Source organism: Novilysobacter erysipheiresistens, assembly GCF_036663935.1.
GTDB classification, from domain to species: domain Bacteria; phylum Pseudomonadota; class Gammaproteobacteria; order Xanthomonadales; family Xanthomonadaceae; genus Novilysobacter; species Novilysobacter erysipheiresistens.
Map to the genome: position 1 here is coordinate 391990 of NZ_JAXGFP010000001.1, position 17340 is coordinate 409329.

Annotated in this window: 20 protein-coding genes and 1 tRNA gene; 14 read left to right on the top strand and 7 right to left on the bottom strand. The window is 68.3% G+C overall.

Annotated elements, in window-relative coordinates; all coding sequences use genetic code 11:
- The first annotated feature begins 5 nt into the window (after positions 1–5).
- Genes hisC through hisIE form a run of 6 tightly spaced genes read left to right on the top strand, consistent with a single transcriptional unit; the run spans position 6 to position 4934 of the window.
- The gene (gene hisC, locus SNE34_RS01995; protein ID WP_332614606.1) at positions 6–1076 is read left to right on the top strand and encodes a histidinol-phosphate transaminase; all 1071 of its coding nucleotides are present in this window, start codon (positions 6–8) and stop codon (positions 1074–1076) included.
- Complete coding sequence (gene hisB, locus SNE34_RS02000; RefSeq protein WP_332614211.1) at positions 1073–2155, top strand: bifunctional histidinol-phosphatase/imidazoleglycerol-phosphate dehydratase HisB; 1083 nt, start codon at positions 1073–1075, stop codon at positions 2153–2155. Before hisC ends, hisB begins: the two co-directional genes overlap by 4 nt.
- On the top strand, positions 2152–2772 hold the full coding sequence (gene hisH / locus SNE34_RS02005; RefSeq protein WP_332614212.1) for an imidazole glycerol phosphate synthase subunit HisH: 621 nt from the start codon (positions 2152–2154) through the stop codon (positions 2770–2772). Before hisB ends, hisH begins: the two co-directional genes overlap by 4 nt.
- Entirely contained in the window at positions 2769–3545 is a 777-nt protein-coding gene (gene hisA, locus SNE34_RS02010; RefSeq protein ID WP_332614215.1) for a 1-(5-phosphoribosyl)-5-[(5-phosphoribosylamino)methylideneamino]imidazole-4-carboxamide isomerase, read from the top strand. The genes hisH and hisA overlap by 4 nt, the downstream gene beginning before the upstream one ends.
- Positions 3539–4312 (top strand): imidazole glycerol phosphate synthase subunit HisF, encoded by a 774-nt coding sequence (gene hisF / locus SNE34_RS02015; protein WP_332614217.1) that lies wholly within the window; start codon positions 3539–3541, stop codon positions 4310–4312. Before hisA ends, hisF begins: the two co-directional genes overlap by 7 nt.
- Entirely contained in the window at positions 4305–4934 is a 630-nt protein-coding gene (hisIE, locus tag SNE34_RS02020; protein ID WP_332614219.1) for a bifunctional phosphoribosyl-AMP cyclohydrolase/phosphoribosyl-ATP diphosphatase HisIE, read from the top strand. Before hisF ends, hisIE begins: the two co-directional genes overlap by 8 nt.
- A 3-nt stretch (positions 4935–4937) precedes the next feature.
- Here hisIE and SNE34_RS02025 read toward each other — a convergent pair whose 3' ends face one another.
- The 5 genes from SNE34_RS02025 to SNE34_RS02045 all read right to left on the bottom strand — a co-directional run bounded on the left by SNE34_RS02025 (position 4938) and on the right by SNE34_RS02045 (position 9319).
- Positions 4938–5795, bottom strand: coding sequence for an alpha/beta hydrolase family protein (locus SNE34_RS02025; RefSeq protein ID WP_425604425.1), 858 nt, complete (start codon positions 5793–5795; stop codon positions 4938–4940).
- On the bottom strand, positions 5788–6600 hold the full coding sequence (gene thiD, locus SNE34_RS02030; protein WP_332614221.1) for a bifunctional hydroxymethylpyrimidine kinase/phosphomethylpyrimidine kinase: 813 nt from the start codon (positions 6598–6600) through the stop codon (positions 5788–5790). Before thiD ends, SNE34_RS02025 begins: the two co-directional genes overlap by 8 nt.
- A gap of 169 nt (positions 6601–6769) precedes the next feature.
- Complete coding sequence (locus tag SNE34_RS02035) at positions 6770–8167, bottom strand: PhoH family protein (RefSeq protein WP_332614222.1); 1398 nt, start codon at positions 8165–8167, stop codon at positions 6770–6772.
- 106 nt (positions 8168–8273) lie between these two features.
- Positions 8274–8747 carry a peroxiredoxin gene (locus tag SNE34_RS02040; protein WP_332614224.1) on the bottom strand — a complete coding sequence of 158 codons (474 nt, stop codon included), beginning with the start codon at positions 8745–8747 and terminating at the stop codon, positions 8274–8276.
- A gap of 11 nt (positions 8748–8758) precedes the next feature.
- On the bottom strand, positions 8759–9319 hold the full coding sequence (locus SNE34_RS02045; protein WP_332614226.1) for a glycine cleavage system transcriptional repressor: 561 nt from the start codon (positions 9317–9319) through the stop codon (positions 8759–8761).
- Positions 9320–9483: 164 nt separating this feature from the next.
- Here SNE34_RS02045 and dapA point away from each other — a divergent pair, with 164 nt between their 5' ends.
- Complete coding sequence (dapA, locus tag SNE34_RS02050; RefSeq protein ID WP_332614227.1) at positions 9484–10386, top strand: 4-hydroxy-tetrahydrodipicolinate synthase; 903 nt, start codon at positions 9484–9486, stop codon at positions 10384–10386.
- 14 nt (positions 10387–10400) lie between these two features.
- Positions 10401–10967: a hypothetical protein gene (locus tag SNE34_RS02055; RefSeq protein WP_332614228.1), complete on the top strand. Its 567-nt coding sequence runs from the start codon at positions 10401–10403 to the stop codon at positions 10965–10967.
- A 54-nt stretch (positions 10968–11021) separates the two neighbouring features.
- On the opposite strand, the gene fdxA is transcribed toward SNE34_RS02055, so the two are convergent.
- Together fdxA and SNE34_RS02065 are read right to left on the bottom strand one after the other, a co-directional pair.
- Positions 11022–11345 carry a ferredoxin FdxA gene (gene fdxA / locus SNE34_RS02060; protein WP_332614229.1) on the bottom strand — a complete coding sequence of 108 codons (324 nt, stop codon included), beginning with the start codon at positions 11343–11345 and terminating at the stop codon, positions 11022–11024.
- Between the two features lie 102 nt (positions 11346–11447).
- Positions 11448–11523: transfer RNA gene (locus SNE34_RS02065), tRNA-Glu, on the bottom strand.
- A 110-nt stretch (positions 11524–11633) separates the two neighbouring features.
- Here SNE34_RS02065 and pcnB point away from each other — a divergent pair.
- The 6 genes from pcnB to pgi all read left to right on the top strand — a co-directional run bounded on the left by pcnB (position 11634) and on the right by pgi (position 17240).
- Positions 11634–12971 carry a polynucleotide adenylyltransferase PcnB gene (gene pcnB / locus SNE34_RS02070; protein WP_332614231.1) on the top strand — a complete coding sequence of 446 codons (1338 nt, stop codon included), beginning with the start codon at positions 11634–11636 and terminating at the stop codon, positions 12969–12971.
- A complete protein-coding gene (gene folK, locus SNE34_RS02075) occupies positions 12968–13501 on the top strand; it encodes a 2-amino-4-hydroxy-6-hydroxymethyldihydropteridine diphosphokinase (RefSeq protein WP_332614233.1) in 534 nt (177 codons plus the stop codon). Before pcnB ends, folK begins: the two co-directional genes overlap by 4 nt.
- A gap of 8 nt (positions 13502–13509) precedes the next feature.
- On the top strand, positions 13510–14346 hold the full coding sequence (gene panB / locus SNE34_RS02080; protein ID WP_332614235.1) for a 3-methyl-2-oxobutanoate hydroxymethyltransferase: 837 nt from the start codon (positions 13510–13512) through the stop codon (positions 14344–14346).
- A 27-nt stretch (positions 14347–14373) separates the two neighbouring features.
- The gene (gene panC / locus SNE34_RS02085) at positions 14374–15228 is read left to right on the top strand and encodes a pantoate--beta-alanine ligase (protein ID WP_332614237.1); all 855 of its coding nucleotides are present in this window, start codon (positions 14374–14376) and stop codon (positions 15226–15228) included.
- A gap of 97 nt (positions 15229–15325) precedes the next feature.
- Positions 15326–15706: an aspartate 1-decarboxylase gene (gene panD / locus SNE34_RS02090; protein ID WP_332614238.1), complete on the top strand. Its 381-nt coding sequence runs from the start codon at positions 15326–15328 to the stop codon at positions 15704–15706.
- Between the two features lie 13 nt (positions 15707–15719).
- Positions 15720–17240 carry a glucose-6-phosphate isomerase gene (gene pgi / locus SNE34_RS02095; RefSeq protein ID WP_332614240.1) on the top strand — a complete coding sequence of 507 codons (1521 nt, stop codon included), beginning with the start codon at positions 15720–15722 and terminating at the stop codon, positions 17238–17240.
- The last annotated feature ends 100 nt before the right edge of the window (positions 17241–17340 follow it).

Consider the following 17340-nt stretch of genomic DNA (forward strand, 5'->3'; position numbering starts at 1 on the left):
TGCCGATGGATCTCGTTCGTGAGGACCTGCGCGGATTTGCCGGCTATCGCTCGGCGCGCAGCAGCAAAGTCGATGGCGACGTCTGGCTCAACGCGAACGAGTCGCCGTGGCCAAACCCGGCCGACGATGCAGGCCGCCTGCGACGCTATCCGGAGCCCCAGCCCGCGACATTGCGTGCAGCGATGGCCTTGCGTTACGGCTGCGATGCAGACCAGCTGCTGCTCGGCCGCGGCAGCGATGAAGGCATCGACCTGCTGGTCCGGGCGCTGTGTCGGCCCGGCGCGGATGCCGTCGTGGTGACGCCCCCGACCTTTGGCATGTACGAAGTCTGTGCCCGCCTGCACGGCGCGCGGGTGCTCGAGGTGCCGCTGGTCGATGGCGACGGCGGCTTCGAGTGCGAGTTCGATGCCGTTGCGGAAGCCGCCGTGGCCGGGGGCGCGAAACTGGTGTTCCTGTGCTCGCCCGGCAACCCGGCCGGAAACGCGTTGCCGCTGGAACGGATCGAGGCACTTGCCGTCCGGTTGCAGGCGCGGGCACTGGTGGTGGTCGACGAGGCGTATGTCGAATTCGCCGAAGCCGGATCCGCGGTGGCATTGATCGGCCGGCAGCCCAACATCGCGGTATTGCGCACGCTGTCGAAAGCCCATGCGTTGGCGGCGGCGCGGGTCGGCTGCGTGATCGCCGATGCCGGACTTGTCGCAGTGCTGCAGCGCTGCCAGGCCCCGTATCCGCTGCCGGTCCCGTGCAGCGATCTTGCCCGCCGGGCCCTCGATGACGCGGCGTGGTGGGTCACCCGGGAGCGCATCGCCACGGTGATCGGCGAGCGCGCCCGGCTGGCGTCGACACTGGCGAAACTGCGCCAGGTCCGGCGGGTTTATCCATCGTCCGCAAACTTCCTGCTGGTGCGTTTCGTCGACGCGCAGGTGGCGCTGGAGCAACTGTTGCAATCGGGCATCGTTGTGCGCGACATGCGTGCCCATGCCGGGCTGGCGGACGCGTTGAGAATCACCGTCGGTACGCCGTCCCAGAACAACCGCTTGGTCGACCTGATCGCTGCCATGGAGGTCGCCGCATGAACGCGTCGGCTCCAATTCTTTTCATCGACCGCGACGGTACGCTGATCGAGGAGCCGCAGGACTTCCAGGTCGACCGGTTCGAGAAGCTGCGATTCGTGGCAGGCGTGATCCCGGCGTTGCTGCGGTTGCGCGATGCCGGCTACGCGTTCGTAATGGTCACCAACCAAGACGGCCTCGGCACCGAGGCCTTTCCCCAGCAGGATTTCGATGGCCCGCATGCGCTGATGATGCAGGTGTTCGAGAGCCAGGGAATCGTCTTCCGCGAGGTCCTGATCGACCGCAGCCTGCCGGCCGACAACGCGCCCACCCGCAAGCCCGGCATCGGCCTGGCACTGGAGTACCAGCGAGATCGCGACATCGACTGGACGCGCTCGGCGATGGTCGGCGACCGCGAAAGCGACAACGCCTTCGCCCGCAACCTCGGCATCCGCGCGTTCCAGCTGCGCACGCCGCAGTTTGGTGGCGAGTGGGACTGGGACGGCATCGCGCATGAGCTCGCGGACGCGCCGCGGCGTTCGCGGGTCGAACGCCGCACCCGCGAAACCAGGGTGCAGGTGTCCGTCGACCTCGATCTCGCGAGCGACCCGAAGGTCCGGACCGGGCTGGGCTTCTTCGACCACATGCTCGAACAGCTCGGCAAACATGGAGGTTTCGCCCTGGAACTGGACTGCGCGGGCGACCTGCACGTGGACGAGCACCACACGGTCGAGGACAGCGCGCTCGCCCTCGGTCAGGCCCTGCACGATGCGCTTGGCGACAAGCGCGGCATCGGCCGCTACGGCTTCACCCTGCCGATGGACGAATCGCTGGCGACGGCGGCGCTGGACCTCTCGGGTCGCCCGCATTTCGTCTTCGAAGGCGGTTTTCGTCGCGAGCGGATCGGTGACCTGCCGACCGAGCTGATCCCGCATTTCTTCCGGTCGCTGTGCGATGGCGCCGGGCTGAACCTGCACGTGCAGGTACGCGGCGACAACGACCACCATCAGGTCGAGGCCTGCTTCAAGGTCGTGGCGCGTGCGCTGCGGCAGGCGATCCGTCGCGAGGGGCGCGACCTGCCGAGCACCAAGGGGTCGTTGTGATCGACGTGGTGCTGATCGATGGCGGCGGCGCGAACCTGGGTTCGGTGCGCTATGCACTGGAACGGCTGGGTGCGCGTGTACGCATCAGTGTGGAACCGGCGGTGATCAACTCGGCGGCGCGGGTGATCCTGCCCGGGGTCGGCGCGGCCGCGGTGGGGATGGCGCGGTTGCATGAACTCGGACTGGTGGAGGTAATCCGTACCCTGCGGCAGCCGCTGCTCGGCATCTGCCTGGGCATGCAGTTGATGTACGAGTCGTCGGAGGAAGGCGATGTCGAGTGCCTTGGGTTGGTGCCGGGGAGGGTGACCCGGCTCGCGCCGCGGGATCGCATCACGGATGCTCCGGCGGTCCGCGTCCCGCACATGGGCTGGAACCGCCTGCGCGCCGTGCGTGGCCACGGATTGCTGGCCGACATCGACGATGGCGCGCAGGCGTACTTCGTTCACGGTTACGCCGCGCCGGTGGGCACGGCCACGCTCGCCATCGCAACCCACGGATGCGACTTCTCGGCCGTGGTCGGCGATGGCCTGCGCTTCGGCGCGCAGTTCCATCCCGAGCGCTCGGCGGCGGTTGGCGCGCGCCTGTTGCGCAACTTCCTGTCGGAGGCGATCGCATGAACGTCGTCGCCCCGGATCCAGACGCAGACACGTTCCAGCTGCTGCCCGCGATCGACGTGCGCGGCGGCCGGGTGGTGCGCCTGCGGCAGGGAGACTACGCACAGGAGACGCGCTACGACGATGCGCCACTCGTGCTGGCGCGGCGTTATGCCGAAGCGGGTGCCGGGTGGCTGCACCTGGTCGACCTCGACGCCGCGCGGGCCGGCGGGTACACGCTCGCACCGCTGCTGGCGCAACTGACCCGAACTACCGGATTGCGGGTGCAGACCGGCGGCGGCGTGCGCGACGAGCGCGATGTCGCGACGCTGCTCGAAGCGGGTGCGACACGCGTGGTCATCGGATCGGTCGCGGTACGCGAGCCCGCCCTTGTTGCGGGCTGGCTGCGCCGCTTCGGCCCCGAGCGGATCACCGTGGCGCTCGACGCGCGGCAGGATGCGACGGGACGCTGGCAGTTGCCGACGGCCGGCTGGACCCGCGACAGCGACTCGGCGCTGGAGCCGCTGCTGCTCCACTATGTCGACGCCGGTCTGCGCCACCTGCTGTGCACCGACATTGCCCGCGACGGCATGCTGGCCGGTCCCAACCTCGAGCTCTACACGCAGTTGCAGGCGATCGCGCCGCGGGTCCAACTGCAGGCGTCGGGAGGCATCCGCGACGTCGCCGACATCGTTGCCACGCGTGACGCGGGGTGCGCCGCTGCGATACTGGGCAAGGCGCTGCTCGACGGCCGGTTCGCCCTGGGCGAAGCGCTGCCGGAGGAGCGTCCATGCTGAGCCGACGCATCATCCCGTGCCTGGACGTGCGCGACGGCCGGGTGGTCAAGGGCGTCCGGTTCCGCGACCACGTCGACATGGGCGACATCATCGATCTGGCGCTGCGTTACCGCGAGCAGGGCGCGGACGAGTTGGTGTTCTACGACATTACCGCCAGCCCGCAGGAGCGCTGCGCGGACCGCGATTGGGTCGAGCGGGTGGCGCGCGTGATCGACATCCCGTTCTGCGTCGCCGGCGGCATCCGCAGCGTCGAGGACGCGCGTGCCGTGCTGCACGCGGGTGCCGACAAGGTTTCGATAAATACCCCTGCGCTGCAAAGGCCCGGGCTGGTAAGCGAGTTGGCCGAGGCGTTCGGCGTGCAATGCGTGGTGGTCGGCATCGACAGCCTGCGCGACGCCGATGGCGAATGGCGGGTGCGGCGGTTCAGCGGTGACCCGTCGCGGACCGAGGCGCTGTCGCGGCGGACGCTCGACTGGATCGTCGAGGTGCAGCGGCTCGGCGCCGGCGAAGTGGTGCTCAACTGCATGGGCAGCGACGGCGTGCGCGAGGGCTTCGATATCGAGCAGCTGCAAGCCGCGCGGCGAGTCTGCGCCGTACCGCTGATCGCGTCCGGCGGCGCCGGCGAAGCGTCGCACTTCGCGGCGGTATTCGCGCAGTCGGACGTCGATGGCGCGCTGGCGGCAAGTGTCTTTCATTCCGGCGCGGTGCCGATCCCGGCGCTCAAGCGCTACCTGCACGAAAAAGGCGTGGAGGTGCGCGATGCCTGATGCCCTCACGTTCGATCCCGCCGCGCTGGATTGGGACAAGCAGGGCGGGATGCTGCCGGCCATCGTCCAGGATGCCGACAACCTGCGCGTGCTGATGCTGGGCTACATGGACCGGGCAGCCTTGGACGCTACGCTTGAAAGCGGCCGGGTCACGTTTTTCAGCCGGAGCCGGCGGCGCCTGTGGGTCAAGGGCGAGACCTCCGGCAATCACCTCGAGCTGGTCGCGCTGGAACCGGATTGCGATGCCGACACGTTGCTGGTCCGGGCCCGGCCGAAAGGGCCGACCTGCCATCTTGGCCGTCGCAGCTGCTTCGCCGCCGCGCCATCGAATTTCCTGGCCGAACTGGACGACGTGGTGGCTCGTCGCCACCGGGAACGCCCGACAGGCAGCTATACCACCCGGCTGTTCGACGGCGGTGTTCGGCGCATCGCGCAGAAAGTCGGCGAGGAGGGGGTCGAGACGGCCTTGGCGGCGGTGGCGCAGGACGACGACGCGCTGCTCGGCGAGGCGGCCGACCTGCTGTTCCATTTGCAGGTGTTGCTGCGCGCGCGGAACCTGTCGCTCGCGGAGGCCGTGGCGATATTGCGGCGACGGCATGGAGACGCTGCCGCACCGACCTGAAGGTCAATTCGTCAAAGCCTTCGCAATCGCGTCGGGACGTTTCATCCAGTGGAAATGGTCGGCGCGCGCGTCCAGGGCACGACTGTCCAGCATGGTCGTCGAGACCGTCGCCCGTGGCATCTTCGACAGCAGGAACCGTAACGACGATTCCGGCGCCAGCCAGTCGTCGGCCAGCGTCACCGCGCGGACCCGCGGAGCGCTTCGGACCATGGCTGCGTCCAGGTCGACGTCGAGTCCGTCGGCGCGATAACGGCCGCTCAATGCACTGCGGGCCCAATCGGCGATGAGGCGTCGGGCCTCGGTGCCGCCAAAACCGATCCGGCGGCCGGGCAGGGCGCCGCACCGATCGGCCAGCCATGGCAGGAACCGATAGGCCAGCGGCAGCCAGTAGCGCGCCGGTGTCGGAAACGCACGCCAGTACGGGGCGCCGCTGGCGACCAGCCACAACCGGCTTGCGAAGCCGGGCGCCATGCCAAGGCGGCAACTGGCCAGTTGGCCGCCGAGGCTGTGGCCACCGATGATGCAGGGAAGCTCAGTGTTGCCGCTGTCCACCAACGCCTGGCGCACGCCGGATTCGCTCGCGGACAGATCGAACTCCAGCAGCTCGCGATACCCCCAGTCGTGTCGTCGGCTCGCGCGCAGGCTGCTGCTGCCATGGCCGCGCCATTCGTGCACGAATACCGCGATGCCGCGCGCCGCCAGCGACTCGGCGAACGGCTGGTAGTGACGCGCCGCGACCCCGAGTGCCGGCAGCCACAGCAACGCCGCGGTCGGCTCCGGCGGCAGGCAGGCGCGCAGTTGGTGCAGGTGACCGTCCTGCGATTGGAGCGCGATTTCGAAGCTCCGCAACGGCTCAGCCACGGCCCGCGCCGAAGTGGTCGAGCACGACGACTTCGCCATGCCCCGGGCGGTAGCCGCCGAGCAGGGCGCGGTGCACATAGTCGGCGGCATCCCGGCACGCGGCCGGCAACGCCTTGCCCAGCGCGAGGTTCGCCGCCACCGCCGAGGCGAGGGTGCAGCCGGTGCCGTGGGCGTCGAGTTGCAGGCGCGGATGGCGGATCGAATGGATCCCGTCGGCGTCGGCCAGCAGGTCGACCACGTCGCCGTCGCCAGGCAGGTGGCCGCCCTTGAGCAGTACTGCCGTGGTTCCGGTCGACAGCAGTTCGGTGCAGGCCTGCCGCATGGCATCGCGGTCACCGATCGAGTGCCCCAGCAGCAACTCGGCTTCCGGCAGGTTCGGCGTGAGTACGCTGCAACGTGGCAGCAGTCGAGTCTGGAGGGCATCGAGCGCGGCTGCCTCCAACAGCCGTGCGCCGGAAGTCGCCACCATCACCGGATCGAGTACGACATGCACGGGCGCGTGCTGCTCCAGTGCTTCCGCCACCACGTTGATGACTTCGGCGTTGGCCAGCATGCCGAGCTTGACCGCGACCACGCGGAAGTCCTCGAAGCAGGCGTCGATCTGCGCGCGCAGGAAATCGACATCGGGCACGTGCACTGCAGTCACGCCACGGGTGTGCTGCGCGGTCAACGCCGCGATCGCGCTAAGACCGTGCACGCCGTGCGCGGCGAAGGTCTTGAGGTCGGCCTGGATGCCGGCACCGCCGCCGGAATCGGAACCGGCGATGGTGAGGACGGATGGCGGGCGGGAGTCGGGGGCGGTCATGCGGGCATTGTCGCCCAGGCGGTTGGATGTCGTCGCGGCGGCCAGGCTGCGGTGTAGGAGCGACGTCAGTCGCGACCTGTACATCGCGTCCGACATTCGACAGGTCGCGACTTACGTCGCTCCTACAGTCGGGTCTGCCGGCCGAGGGAGCCGGCAGATCCGTCGGCCGTTACAGCACTTCCGAAGCGTAATCCGCCAGCCGCGACCGCTCGCCGCGACGCAAGGTCACGTGCGCGCTATGCGGCCAGTTCTTGAACCGGTCGACCGCGTAGGTCAGGCCGGACGTGGTCTCGGTCAGGTAGGGCGTGTCGATCTGCTCGACGTTGCCCAGGCAGATGATCTTGGTGCCGGGGCCGGCGCGGGTGATCAGGGTCTTCATCTGTTTCGGCGTGAGGTTCTGCGCCTCGTCGAGGATCAGCCAGCGGCTCAGGAACGTGCGCCCGCGCATGAAGTTGAGCGAGCGGATCTTGATCCGGCTGGCGAGCAGGTCATTGGTCGCCGCACGGCCCCAGCTGCCGCCTTCCTGGTTGTGGGTCAGGACTTCGAGGTTGTCGGTCAGCGCGCCCATCCACGGCGTCATCTTTTCCTCCTCGGTGCCGGGCAGGAAGCCGATGTCCTCGCCGACGCTGACCGTGGCGCGGGTCATGATGATCTCCCGGTAGCGCTGCTGGTCCATCGTTTGCGCCAGGCCCGCGGCGAGCGCGAGCAGGGTCTTGCCGGTGCCGGCGGTGCCGAGCAGGGTGACGAAGTCGATCTCGGGATCCATCAGTGCGTTGAGCGCGAAGTTCTGCTCGCGGTTGCGGGCGCTGATACCCCAGACCGAATGCTGGCTGTGGCGATAGTCGTCGACGATCTGCAGCGTGACCTTGTTGTCGGTGACCTTGGCGACCTTGAGTTCGGCCTCGTCATCGCCGGGCAGGTACAGGAACTGGTTGGGATACCAGTCGTCGTCCTCGACCCGCGAGATCTCGTAGTAGGTGCGGCCCTTGTCGGTCCACGACTTCAGGTCCTTGCCGTGGCGTTTCCAGAAATCGCCCGGCAGCTCGGTGGCGCCGGTGTAGAGCAGGCTGAAGTCGTCGAGCGCGCGATCGTTTTCGTAGTCCTCCGACACGATGCCGGCGATCGCCGACTTGATCCGCAGGTTGATGTCCTTGGAGACGAACACCACCGGGACGTCGGGCTCGGCGTCCTTGAGCGCCAGGATCGCGCCGAGGATCGCGTTGTCCGGCACCACCGCGCCGAAGCGCTTGCCGGCGTCGAAGTTGCCGGTCTGGAAGCGCAGGCACCCGACGCTCTGCTTGCCGCGCAACTGGACGCCCTGCGGTGGCGCCAGCGGGATGCCGGTGTGGATCTTGTCGGTGCCGGCGGCTTCGACCAACTCGTTGAGGAAGCGGCTGACCTGGCGCGCGTTGCGGCTGGCTTCGGTGGTGCCTTTCTTGCCGTTGTCGAGTTCCTCGATCACCTGCATCGGCAGGTAGACGTCATGCTCCTCGAACTTGAACAGCGCGGTCGGGTCGTGCATCAGCACGTTGGTGTCGAGCACGTAGATCCGCTTGCTTCTCGTCATCGCGAGCTCCGCTGTGGATGGATCGTTGAGGGTTGGGGCATCGGGCACGACAAAGCCACCACATGCCCGCGGGGCGGGGTGGTGGGGTCGAGTGGGAAAGTTGGGGTCACTGCGTTTGCGCAGCCTTGAGTTCGTCGAGCACGGCCTGGGCATGGCCGGGCACCTTGACCGGCTGCCATGACCGCGCGATGACGCCCTCGGGGTCGATGAGGTACGTGCTGCGCACGATGCCCATAACCTTTCGGCCGTACATGTTCTTCTCGCGGATCACGCCGAAGGCGTTGCACAGGGCCTCGTCCTGGTCGCTGACCAGTTCGAACTTGAAGCCCTGCTTCGCGCAGAAGTTCCGGTGCGACTTGACCGAGTCGCGCGAGACCCCGAGCACGGTCGCGCCAAGCTTCCTGAACTTGGGAAGCAGCGCGTTGAAGTCGTTGCCTTCGGTGGTGCAGCCCGGAGTACTGTCCTTCGGGTAGAAGTACAGCACCAGCCACTGGCCAGAAAAATCGCCGAGGGTCGTGGTCTCGCCGCTGGACAGCGCCAGTGGAAGATCGGTGGGGACCTTGTCGCCGGTGTCGAGCATCTGTCGCGTCCTCAGAACTTCATCGGATCCATGATGGCGTCGAGGTTGAGATGGTCGCAGAACTCCAGGAAATCATCGCGCAGCGCGGCGATGTGCATGCTCGACGGCACGCCGATGGTGACCTGCGCGGAGAACATGTCGGCGCCGGTCTGCATCGCCCGGTAGCGCGAGCAGTGCAGGCTCTCGATGGTGATGCCCTGGCGGTCGAAGAAATCGGCCAGCTGGAACAGGATGCCGGGCTTGTCGGCCGCCACCACCTCGACGATGTAGGGCAGCAGGTCGGACTGCACCTTCTTCTCGCCGGTGCGATACCAGATCAGCTTGAAACCTTCCTCGCGCTCGAGCCGCGACAGCATCGCCTCGAGCTTGGCGATCGCGTCCCACGAACCGACCGCCAGCGCGGTCACCGAGACGTCGCGGCCGACGGTCGACAGCCGCGCGTCGACCAGGTTGCAACCGCTGTCGGCGATCCGCCGCGACACCGACAACAGTGGCGATTCCGGATGCGTCGTGTAGGCGTTGATCAGAAGGTGGTTTTCGTTCGGCGACGGTCGGGTACTGGAATCGGTCAAGACGGCGCCTGCATGGATGTCTGGCTTGAGACTGAACGGCGACCCGCGAACGGGACGTGATTGAAAAGCAGCATACTTGCCCGTGCTTTCGGGCCGCAAGTAACATCGACCCATCCCGCAGCGCCACGCGCCGCGCCAATCGCAACCCCGCAAAGGCCTTCCACTTGCGACTTTCCGGCAGCATCACCGCTTTGGCGACGCCTTTCGACGCCGATGGCGAACTTGACCTGGACGCTTGGCGTCGACTGCTCGAAGGCCAGTTGGAGGCGGGCACCCAGGCCGTGGTGGTGGCCGGCTCCACCGGCGAAGCCGCGGCCCTGTTCGACGCCGAGTTCGACACCCTTCTGCGTAGCGCGATCGAGGTCGTCGGTGGGCGGATCCCGGTACTGGCCGGCACCGGGCTGTCCAATACCGCCAAGACCATCGAACACACCCGTCGCGCCGCCGCGCTCGGCGCCGATGCCGCGCTGGTGGTGACACCTCCGTACGTGCGGCCGACCCAGCCCGGGCTGGTCGCGCATTACCGCGCGATCGCCGACGACGGCGCGCTGCCCGTCGTGTTGTACAACGTGCCCGGCCGTACCGGAGGCGACCTGCTGCCGGAAACGGTGGCGCAGTTGGCCGGCCACTCGCGCATCATCGGGATCAAGGAAGCGCGCAACGACGTCGAACGGATGGACGCGTTGCTGCGGCTCAGGGACCGGGATTTCGCGGTGTTGACCGGTGACGATCCCACTGCCTGCCGGGCGATGCTGGCCGGGGCCGACGGCGTGGTATCGGTGGCATCCAATGTATTGCCGCGCTCGTTCCGGCGCCTGTGCGAACTCGCGCGCAGCGGCAAGCGCGACGCAGCCGAGGGTTGGGATGCGCGGATGTCGGGTGTCTACGAATTCCTCGGCGTCGAATCCAATCCGATTCCGCTCAAGGCGCTGCTGATGCGACAGGGGGTTGGCCATGGCCTGCGCCTGCCGCTGCTGCCACTCTCGCCATCCCATCACGACGCCGCGGCCCGGGTGGCCGCGACGATCCGTGAGCTCGAAATTGCCTGCGACGCACTCGCGGCCTGACCTGGAGATACCCCATGCGTTCCAATGTTTCGTTGCCCCGTGCCGTGGTTGCCGGTGTCCTGGTGATGGCCGTGTCCGGTTGTGGCTGGTTCGGCGGCACCGACGAGTTGTACACCGAAGCGCCGGAGAACCGCCCGCTGGAAGTGCCGCCGGACCTCGACCTGCCGCGCACCGGCGCAGCGGAGGCTGCACCGACCGGGTCGGTGACGGCCTCCGGCACGGTCGCCGCCGCCGCGGGCTCCGCGCCGACGCCTGCAGCCGGGATGGAAGCGCCGCAGGTCACGGGCGCCGCGCCTGCGGCCGGAACCCCGTCCGGCTTCAATGTCGCGGGCAGCCGGGAAGAGGTGTTTGCCCAGGTCGACACCGCCTTGGCCGCCATCGAGGGCGTGAGCGTCGCCAGCCGCGCCGAATTGCTCGGCGTGTTCGACGTCAACTACCAGCAGTCCAACTTCCTGGTGCGGGTCAGCGAGGTCGACGGCGGCGCGTATGTCTCGGCGGTCGACCCGCGCGGCATGCCGGCGACCGACGCGGCCGCGGTGCAGTTGATCGCGCAATTGCAGGTGGCACTGGCTGCCAACTGAAGAAGGTCCATCGCCGTGACGTGAAACGGGCGCCGCTGGCGCCCGTTTTTGTTCTCAGCGCTCCAGCAACTCCAGCTTGCCCGGCTTGTCTTCCCAGTCCTTGGCGTCCGCCGGGGCGTCCTTGCGCGCGGTGATCACCGGCCACTCCTTCGCCAACTCGGCATTGAGCTGGACGAACGTTTCCTGTCCGCCGGGAACGTCGTCCTCGGGGTAGATCGCGTTGACCGGGCATTCGGGCTCGCACAGGGTGCAGTCGATGCACTCGTCGGGGTCGATTACCAGGAAGTTCGGGCCCTCGTGGAAACAGTCGACCGGGCACACCTCGACGCAGTCGGTGTACTTGCACTTGATGCAGTTCTCGGTGACGACGAAGGGCATGGATCGGGTTCCGTGGTGTGCCAGCCTTGAATTGTAGCGATTCCGCAGGCGGGGCCGAAAAGGAAGAAAGCCCGCGCATTGCTGCGCGGGCTTTCGGGTAGATGGTGCTCCCAACGAGATTCGAACTCGTGTTTTAGCCTTGAGAGGGCCACGTCCTAGGCCTCTAGACGATGGGAGCAAGTCCCGCGCCGGACTCTCAACGTTGCGCGGCCTGCTAGTATAGGGGGCTATGTTCCGCCCGGCAACGGGTATGCTTGAAAAAATTCCCAACGCGGCGACGCCCGCTCGATGCCAGACCAGAACCTACTTCCCAATCCCGAGCTCCGGGTCATCCCGCGTGACCAGCACAACGTCTCGCGCAAGGACATCAGCCCCAACGCACTGCGGGTGCTGTACCGCCTGCGCGACGCCGGGTTCTCGGCCTACCTTGTCGGCGGCGCGGTCCGCGACCTGCTGGTCGGGGGGCATCCCAAGGACTTCGACGTCGCCACCGACGCGACCCCCGAGCAGGTCCGCCAGCAGTTCCGCAACTGCCGCCTGATCGGCCGGCGGTTCCGCCTGGCCCACGTGGTGTTCGGCCGCGAGATCATCGAGGTCGCGACCTTCCGCGCCAACGTCGACGACGGCAGTGGCGACCGCGAGACCCATGAAGGCGGCCGCCTGTTGCGCGACAACGTCTACGGCACGATCGAGGACGACGCGGTGCGGCGCGACTTCACCGCCAACGCGCTGTATTACGCGATCGAGGATTTCTCGGTGCGCGATTACACCGGTGGCTTCGAGGACGTGCAGAACCGCCTGATGCGGCTGATCGGCGACCCGGAAACGCGGTACCGCGAGGACCCGGTGCGGATGCTGCGGGCGGTACGGCTGGCGGCCAAGCTCGACTTCGAGATCGAGCCGGCGACCGCGGCACCGATCCCGACGTTAGCGCCGCTGTTGTCGGAGTCGGCGCCGGCGCGGCTATTCGAGGAGTGCCTCAAGCTGTTCCTGTCCGGCCACGGGGTCGAGAGCTTCCTCCGCCTGGAACGTCACGGCCTGCTGCCGGCGCTGCTGCCGGAAAGTGCGGCAGCGATGAAGGCCAACCGTAGCGGTGCCTTGCGGCGGATGGTGCTGGAGGGGTTGCGCGGCACCGACCGGCGGGTCGCCAACGACGAGCCGGTGTCGCCGGCGTTCCTGTTCGCGCTGCTGTTGTGGCCGGCGTACTGCCGCGCGCTGATCGCGCTGCAGGCGCAGGGCGTGCACGCAGCCGAGGCCCAGCGCCGTGCCGCGGACCGGGTCACGGTCCACCAGCTCAACATGATCGCGCTGCCGCGACGCTTCTCGCTGCCGATGCAGGAGATATGGCTGCTGCAGTCGCGGCTCTCGCTGCGCCAGCCCAAGCGGGTCTCGCGGATGCTGGCCCATCCACGTTTCCGCGCTGCGTTCGACTTCCTCTGCCTGCGCCTGACCGCGTCGGACGAGCATGCCGACGATGTCGCGTTCTGGCGCGAGGCGCAGCAGCAGTTCGGCGATCTCGTAGCCGATCCGGACGATGCCGATGCGTCGGAATCGGGTGAAGCCGACGGCGCGCCGCGCAAGCGTCGTCGCCGCCGTCGCGGTCCGCCGGTGGCTGCCGGCGAATGAACCAGCCCGCGGTCGCCTTCGTCGGCCTCGGCAGCAACCTGGGCGACAGCGTCGACATCCTGCAGTCGGCGTTCGTCGCGCTCGATGGCCTCGATGCCACCCGCCTGGTGTGCACTTCTGCCCTGTATCGCACGCCGGCCTGGGGAGTGACCGCCCAGCCTGACTTCATCAATGCAGTGGCGATGCTGGAAACCGGGCAGGCCCCGCAGGCCTTGCTGGCGTCGATGCTGCGGATCGAACGCGAAGCCGGGCGGGAGCGCCGCGACGACGGCAGCGACCGCTGGGGGCCGCGCACGCTCGACCTCGACCTGCTGCTGTACGACGACGCGACCATCGACGAACCCGGCCTGCAGGTCCCGCATCCGCACCTGCACCAACGCGCGTTCGCCTTGGTGCCTTTGCTGGAAATCGCCCCCGAAGTGGTGATCCCCGGTTTCGGGCCGGCGCGCGATGCGCTGGCGGCGATGGCCAGCGACGACGTCAAAGCGCTAACGTATGCGACTCCGCCGCACCCCCGCGCGGCGCGCTGACAATCCCCATGTACACCTCGACCGACAAGACCCAATCGACCGCGTCCGACAAACCATGGACCGTGCCGATGCTGCGCGCGGCCAAACTCGACGGCCGCAAGCTGGCGATGCTGACCTGCTACGACGCCGGCTTCGCCCGCACCATCGATACGGCGGGGGTCGAGCTGGTGCTGGTCGGCGATTCGCTCGGCATGGTCGTGCAGGGGCGTGACAGCACCCTGCCGGTGACGGTCGAGGACATCGCCTACCACACCGCCTGCGTCGCCCGCGGGCTGTCGCGCGCGCTGCTGGTCGCCGACATGCCGTTCCAGGCCGACGCATCGGCCGAACGCGCGATCGACGCGGCGACCCGGTTCCTTCAGGCCGGCGCCGGCATGGTCAAGATCGAAGGCGCCGGCCACAAGCTCGGCGTGATCCGCCACCTGGTCGAACGCGAGATCCCGGTCTGCGGCCACCTCGGCCTGACCCCGCAGTCGGTGCTGCGGCTGGGCGGCTACAAGGTCCAGGGCCGCGACGAGGACGCCGCTAGGCGCCTGCTCGCGGACGCGGTCGCGGTCGCCGAAGCCGGCGCCGAAATGCTGGTGCTCGAATGCGTGCCGACCCCGGTCGCCGCCGCGATCAGTGCCGAGATCGACATCCCGACGATCGGCATCGGCGCCGGCCCGCAATGCGACGGCCAGGTGCTGGTGCTGCACGACATGCTTGGCCTCAGCAGCGGCCACCGCCGGCCGAAGTTCGTCAAGGACTTCCTTGCCGAGGGCGGTTCGGTGCAGGGCGCGATCCAGGCCTATGCCGATGCCGTGCGCGACGGTTCGTTTCCCGATGCCGAGCATTCGTACGCCTGACGCCGGAACCTCCGAGCCGAACCCCTGATGATAGAAACCGTCACCGAACTGGCCGCCATGCGGGCACGGGTCGCCGAGTGGAAACATGCCGGCCTGCGGGTTGGTTTCGTGCCGACCATGGGCAACCTGCACCCCGGCCATCACTCGCTGGTCGAACTGGCGCGCGAGAACGCCGACCGGGTGGTCGCCAGCGTGTTCGTCAACCCGACCCAGTTCGGGCCGAACGAGGATTTCAGCCGCTATCCACGCACGCCGGACGCCGATGCGGCCGGGCTCGATGCCGCCGGCGCCGACCTGCTGTGGCTGCCTTCGGTCGAGGCCATGTATCCGCACGGTCCGGAAGCGGCGGTGCAGATCCGGGTGCCGGGGGTGACCGGGGTGCTCGAGGGCGCGCACCGCCCCGGCCATTTCGATGGCGTCGCCACCGTGGTCGCGCGCCTGTTCAACCAGGTACGACCGGATGTGGCGGTGTTCGGCCGCAAGGACTACCAGCAGCTGGCGGTGATCCGCTACCTCGTCGCCGACCTCGCGTTCCCGATCGAACTGGTTGCCGCGCCGACCCTGCGGGAGGCTGACGGCCTGGCGATGAGTTCGCGCAACCAGTACCTGTCCGCCAGCGAGCGGCCGGTCGCGGCGGAGATCCAGCGTTGCCTGCAGGCGATGCGCGAAGCCAGCCAGGCGGGCATGCGGCGGGCCGAGGTGGAGTCCGCCGCCGCGCAACGGCTGGGCGGCGCCGGCTTCGAAGTCGATTACGCGGTGGTACGCCTTCCGGACCTGACCGAGCCGGACACCCGGCCCGGCGCACCCACCAGCCGGGTCGCCCTGGTGGCCGCGCGGCTCGGACGCACACGCCTGATCGACAACCTCGAGTTCAGTCTCTAGCCGGACAGCGTTCCACCGGCGTTATGTTGCATTGCGCCATCCGCTGATAAACTGGCCGCCTGTGAACGCTCGCAACCCGCGAACGGAGTCGATCGACATGCAACTGAACCTGCTCAAGGCCAAGATCCACCGCGCCACCGTCACCCACGCCGAGCTGCACTACGAAGGCTCCTGCGCGATCGACGGCCGCCTGCTGGACATCTCGGGCATTCGTGAATACGAACAGGTGCACATCTACAACATCAACAGCGGCCACCGCTTCGTCACCTATGCGATCCGCGGTGAAGAGGGCAGCGGCATCATCTCGGTCAACGGCGCCGCCGCCCACTGCGCGCAGCCCGGCGACCTGGTGATCATCTGCGCCTACGCCGAGTTCGACGAGGCCGAGGCGGCCAAGTACAAGCCGACCTTGGTGTATGTCGACGGCGACAACAAGCTGACCCACACCAACACCTCGATCCCGGCGCAGGCAGCCTGACCGGTTCGACCGGATGACCGCCGCGTCCAGCCAGCTCCGGCAGTTGCGTGCCCACGCCGCACGGTTGGCCGGACGGTCGATCCCGGCGCTGCTTGAAGACGATCCCGCGCGTGCGCGGGATTTCGCGTTCCAAGCCGGGCCGCTGTATGCCAACTTCGCGCGCCAGCGCTTCGATCGCGAAGCGCTCGACGCATTGTTCGCGCTGGCCGATGCGGCCGACGCGCCCGGCCGGCTGCACGCGCTGTTCGATGGCGAGCCGATCAACCTCACCGAACGGCGCCCGGCGCTGCATACCGCCCTGCGCAGCGACCTGTCGCAGTCGGCCATCGCGCGCGACGCCCACGCCCAGGCGCGCGCTGCACGCGAGGCGATGCGTGCGCTGGAAGCGCAGTTGCGTACGACCGGAATCACCGACGTCGTCAGCGTCGGCATCGGCGGCTCCGACCTGGGCCCACGACTGGTGGTCGACGCACTCGCCGAGTCCGCGCTGCCCGGCCTGCGCGTGCACTTCCTGTCGAACGTCGATCCTGCCGCGGCTGCCGCCGTGACCGCGCGGCTGGAGCCGGCCACCACCGCGGTGCTGCTGGTCTCCAAGAGCTTCGGCACCCAGGAAACGCTGCTCAACGGCCGCATCCTGCGCGACTGGCTGGGCGAGGGCGCGAGCGAGCGGCTCTACGCGATCACCGCCAACGCCGAGCGCGCGTGCGAGGCCTTCGATATCCCGCCCGAGCGCATCCTGCCGATGTGGGACTGGGTCGGCGGGCGCTACTCGTTGTGGTCGGCGGTCGGTTTTCCGATCGCGCTGGCGCTGGGCAGCGAAGGCTTTGAGGCATTGCTCGACGGCGCCGCCGAGATGGATGCCCACGTCCTGCGCACACCGCCGCGGCAGAACCTCGCGTTCTGGCATGCGCTGACCGCGATCTGGAACCGCAACGGCCTGGGCCTGTCCACCCACGCGGTGCTGCCGTACGCCGACCGGCTGCAACTGCTGCCCAAGTACCTGCAGCAACTGGTGATGGAGAGCCTCGGCAAGTCCAGCCGCATCGACGGGACCTTGGTCGACAACGATACCGTGCCGGTGTGGTGGGGCGGGGTCGGCACCGACAGCCAGCACAGCTTCTTCCAAGCCCTGCATCAGGGCACCCAGGTCGTACCGATGGACCTGATCGGGCTGGTGCGCGGCGGGGGTGATGCCGTCGGGAACGCCCAGGCGCTGCTGGCCAACCTGCTGGCGCAGGCCGAGGCGCTGGCCAATGGCCAGGCCAGCGACGACCCGCACCGCGCCTACGCCGGCAACCGGCCGAGCACGATGCTGCTGCTGGACGAACTGAGCCCGCGTTCACTCGGCGCGCTGTTGGCGATGTACGAACACAGCGTGTTCCTGCAGGGCGTGATCTGGGGCATCAACCCGTTCGACCAGTTCGGCGTCGAACTGGGCAAGCAGGTGGCCGATCGTTTGCTGCCGGCGCTGCGCGGCGAGGGCGAGGCGGAGGATCCGGTGACACGCGAGTTGATCGGGCGACTGCGCGGCTGATTGCCACCGATAGCGAAGGTACGGTGCACTTGTAGGAGCGGCTTTAGCCGCGATCGTGGAGTCGGCGCGGGCGCACGGTTCCAGATCGCGGCTAAAGCCG

Coding starts and splice junctions, on each gene's coding strand:
- hisC (WP_332614606.1), top strand. CDS start 6: ATGGATCTCGTTCGTGAGGACCTGCGCGGATTTGCCGGCTATCGCTCG.
- hisB (WP_332614211.1), top strand. CDS start 1,073: ATGAACGCGTCGGCTCCAATTCTTTTCATCGACCGCGACGGTACGCTG.
- hisA (WP_332614215.1), top strand. CDS start 2,769: ATGAACGTCGTCGCCCCGGATCCAGACGCAGACACGTTCCAGCTGCTG.
- hisF (WP_332614217.1), top strand. CDS start 3,539: ATGCTGAGCCGACGCATCATCCCGTGCCTGGACGTGCGCGACGGCCGG.
- hisIE (WP_332614219.1), top strand. CDS start 4,305: ATGCCTGATGCCCTCACGTTCGATCCCGCCGCGCTGGATTGGGACAAG.
- thiD (WP_332614221.1), bottom strand. CDS start 6,600: ATGACCGCCCCCGACTCCCGCCCGCCATCCGTCCTCACCATCGCCGGT.
- SNE34_RS02035 (WP_332614222.1), bottom strand. CDS start 8,167: ATGACGAGAAGCAAGCGGATCTACGTGCTCGACACCAACGTGCTGATG.
- SNE34_RS02040 (WP_332614224.1), bottom strand. CDS start 8,747: ATGCTCGACACCGGCGACAAGGTCCCCACCGATCTTCCACTGGCGCTG.
- SNE34_RS02055 (WP_332614228.1), top strand. CDS start 10,401: ATGCGTTCCAATGTTTCGTTGCCCCGTGCCGTGGTTGCCGGTGTCCTG.
- fdxA (WP_332614229.1), bottom strand. CDS start 11,345: ATGCCCTTCGTCGTCACCGAGAACTGCATCAAGTGCAAGTACACCGAC.
- pcnB (WP_332614231.1), top strand. CDS start 11,634: ATGCCAGACCAGAACCTACTTCCCAATCCCGAGCTCCGGGTCATCCCG.
- folK (WP_332614233.1), top strand. CDS start 12,968: ATGAACCAGCCCGCGGTCGCCTTCGTCGGCCTCGGCAGCAACCTGGGC.
- panB (WP_332614235.1), top strand. CDS start 13,510: ATGTACACCTCGACCGACAAGACCCAATCGACCGCGTCCGACAAACCA.
- panC (WP_332614237.1), top strand. CDS start 14,374: ATGATAGAAACCGTCACCGAACTGGCCGCCATGCGGGCACGGGTCGCC.
- panD (WP_332614238.1), top strand. CDS start 15,326: ATGCAACTGAACCTGCTCAAGGCCAAGATCCACCGCGCCACCGTCACC.
- pgi (WP_332614240.1), top strand. CDS start 15,720: ATGACCGCCGCGTCCAGCCAGCTCCGGCAGTTGCGTGCCCACGCCGCA.